This window comes from Cyanobacteriota bacterium (genome assembly GCA_025054735.1).
GTDB lineage: Bacteria > Cyanobacteriota > Cyanobacteriia > SKYG9 > SKYG9 > SKYG9.
In genome coordinates this window covers 1-2,687 of sequence record JANWZG010000472.1, presented here as the reverse complement: position 1 = coordinate 2,687, position 2,687 = coordinate 1, and the positions used below count along the sequence as shown (strand labels likewise).

Sequence of the window (2,687 nt, the reverse complement as noted above, 5' to 3'; positions counted from 1 at the left end):
GATGACTTTCAAGTTCCCCAAGACCGAGGGTATGGCTACGATCGCTACGGCTCTATTGCCCTTAACCTCAAATACATTCAGGACATCCTGACTCGTCACCACCTAGTGCCATTTTTTCCCACGATGCCTGCCCGTGATGAATCGGGTAGTTGTCGAGGCTGCGTTATTATTACTCGTCGGGGCACAATTGCCCATCAACTAGCGACTCTAGGTAGTCTGTCGTCACCCAAAGCGAACTAGTGTCTATGCTAGCTTGGCTACACCCATGCTCAGAGCTGCTGGCTATCGGCGTTCCTCTCTAGGTCGTTTGTCTTTGGGGAGATCTACAAACACCAGATCACCCTGGTTCAAACCCTCCAGAATTTGAGTTTCAGTGCCGATCGAGGGGCCGATCGTCACAGGCACAAACTTAGCCTTGCGACCAGTGGTTGGCACATACACCCCTGTTTGGCCATCTTGAGTAACAATGGAAACTGTCGGTACAGACAACACATTTTTCAATACGTCACCTAAAAACACTAAATCAGTGTTCATCCCTGTTTTCAGTTCCTTGTTGCCTGTAATGAGCGATATTCGTACTTGAAAGGAAGTGACATTCTGTTGCTCCACAGCCGCTGGAGCGATCAGGCGTACTTTACCGCGAAAGACTTGGTCTGGATAGGCATCTGTGCGAATTTCCACCAGTTGCCCCAGTTTAATGCGACCAATATCCACCTCTGGCACGTTAGCCAGCACTTCTAGTCCACTAGCTAAGGCTACGATCGATGTCGATGTTGCCGACGAAGTAGCCGATGCAGCCGTCGTTGGGGTCACAAAAGCTCCTTCCACAGCATATTTCTGGGTAATAATGCCAGAGAAGGGGGCGCGTACATAGCTTTCTTCAATCTGGGTGTTAATGGCCTGCAATCTGGCTTCTGCCTCAGCGACTTGTGCCTCTGCTTGGGCAATCTCTTCTGGGCGTGCACCATTACGCAACTGCTGTAACCGATTGTCTAGCTCGTTCACCCTAGCCTTTGCTTGCTCAAGAGTAGCCATCGCATTCCGTTCCTCATTCAAAACTTCATCTAGACGATCGCGGGCAATGGCCCCTTGGTTATACAGCGATCGGTTGCGAGCTGACCGCTCTGTTGCCAACTGTAAGCGCGATCGTGCCTGCTCGACTTGAGCTTGTGCCTGCTGAACGGCGAATTCAGCCTGTGCTAGCTCCTCACTCCGCGTACCATTTCGCAGTTGCTCTAAGCGGGCTTGAGCTTGGGCAAGGACTGCCATGATTTGGGCACGCTGCGCCTCTAGGTCAGCATTTTCCATCTTCGCTATTAGATCGCCTTGGGCAACGCGGTCACCCTGCTCTACCAACAATGCAGACACCCGACCTGCTGTCTTAGGGCTAAGGTTCACCGTCCGCACCGCTACAACAGTGCCGTTTGCAGTAATTTGCACCGTCAGGTCTTTGCGAGTAACTGCAACGGTCAAATTCTCTAAGTCTTGCTGAGCAGCTATACGGCGCTGGGCAACCATGCCGATCGTCCCCAGCCCTATGATTCCAACAGCTACCAACCCAGTGATGACCAACACTGGATTTTTAACCTTGCCTACGAACGGAAGTTGCATAATACTCACAAAGTCTGGGCACAGCAACTCTATTCTAGCGATGCACCTAGGCAATCCTAATGCATTAAGCCAATAAATTAGGCTGACTCACGCGGAGTAGGTTCATAGAGCAGGTTGTAGCTACGCAAGCCAGGTTAAAATCGGCCTCGATAGAAGAATCCTAGTAGATTGATATCCTGCCGGAGATGTTTCAGCTCATCTCGATGCTGTTGCGCCACTTGGTGATACCACTGGCAATAGCGCTGGTGCTCTTCACGATCGTGAACTTCTCGATAAAACTCACGGGTAAGTTGGTAGCCAGCAAACAAATCTACGACCGTTGGCAAGTTAGGAATTAGCCAGTCAGGTTCACTTGGAGCCATAGTGAGACGCTACACTCTGCAATCTACTATACGATCAGGCTTTACATTTTCGAGTAAAAGCGATAGCCTTATCTATTATGAGCAGTTGTGACGAACGCTACGATCGTTAGAACTGTCCATAATAGCCTACCTAGCTAGATGTGGCTTCAGGCATGGATTTGTATCAACTCATTAAAAAAAGTTGAAATTTTTGGTCTGAGCCGATATACTCACATGGGTTTTGTAGCTAAAACTACAAGTCAGGTGTAGCTGAGCTAGTGCAGCCAATTTTTTGAACCCACAGATAAGTCCCCTAGTTAAGAGGAGGTAAGGAGTTTGGCAAGGAGACGCAAACGCAAGAGCCGTCGCCGGCAGGAAGGGCGCAGAATTTTAGAGTTGGTGCCTCAGTTTAGTATTGAAAGCGGTGAAGATAAGCCAGTGACTGCTGCTCGCAAGTTCATTCAAGATCAGGGTATTGCACCACCAGCCCTGTTGCTAGTTAAGCGTAATGAACATACTACTGATCGCTATTTTTGGGCAGAAAAGGGCCTATTTGGTGCTCAGTACGTTGAGGAGAATCACTTCTTGTTTCCCAGCCTGCGGGTTTTACTGGGTGAACCAGAGGAAATCCATGTTGCAGTTCGACGTTAGTTGGTTAGGCAGTCGGTATTTAGATACTGTTGAAGGGTATATGGTTTGGCCGTATGCCCTTTAATTATGTCTGTTATTTCGTGA

Annotated in this window: 4 protein-coding genes; 2 read left to right on the top strand and 2 right to left on the bottom strand. The window is 49.1% G+C overall.

All coding sequences use genetic code 11. The features are described 5' to 3' along the window. Positions 1 to 240: hypothetical protein (locus NZ772_16965; GenBank protein ID MCS6815247.1), on the top strand; the 240-nt coding region annotated here is incomplete at its 5' end. 42 nt (positions 241 to 282) lie between these two features. On the opposite strand, the gene NZ772_16960 is transcribed toward NZ772_16965, so the two are convergent. Then, entirely contained in the window at positions 283 to 1,611 is a 1,329-nt protein-coding gene (locus NZ772_16960) for an efflux RND transporter periplasmic adaptor subunit (protein MCS6815246.1), read from the bottom strand. A 134-nt stretch (positions 1,612 to 1,745) separates the two neighbouring features. Next, the gene (locus tag NZ772_16955; protein ID MCS6815245.1) at positions 1,746 to 1,973 is read right to left on the bottom strand and encodes a hypothetical protein; all 228 of its coding nucleotides are present in this window, start codon (positions 1,971 to 1,973) and stop codon (positions 1,746 to 1,748) included. Between the two features lie 315 nt (positions 1,974 to 2,288). Between NZ772_16955 and NZ772_16950 the strand changes: the two genes are divergently transcribed. Beyond that, positions 2,289 to 2,603 (top strand): DUF3155 domain-containing protein, encoded by a 315-nt coding sequence (locus tag NZ772_16950; GenBank protein ID MCS6815244.1) that lies wholly within the window; start codon positions 2,289 to 2,291, stop codon positions 2,601 to 2,603. Positions 2,604 to 2,687: the final 84 nt, after the last annotated feature.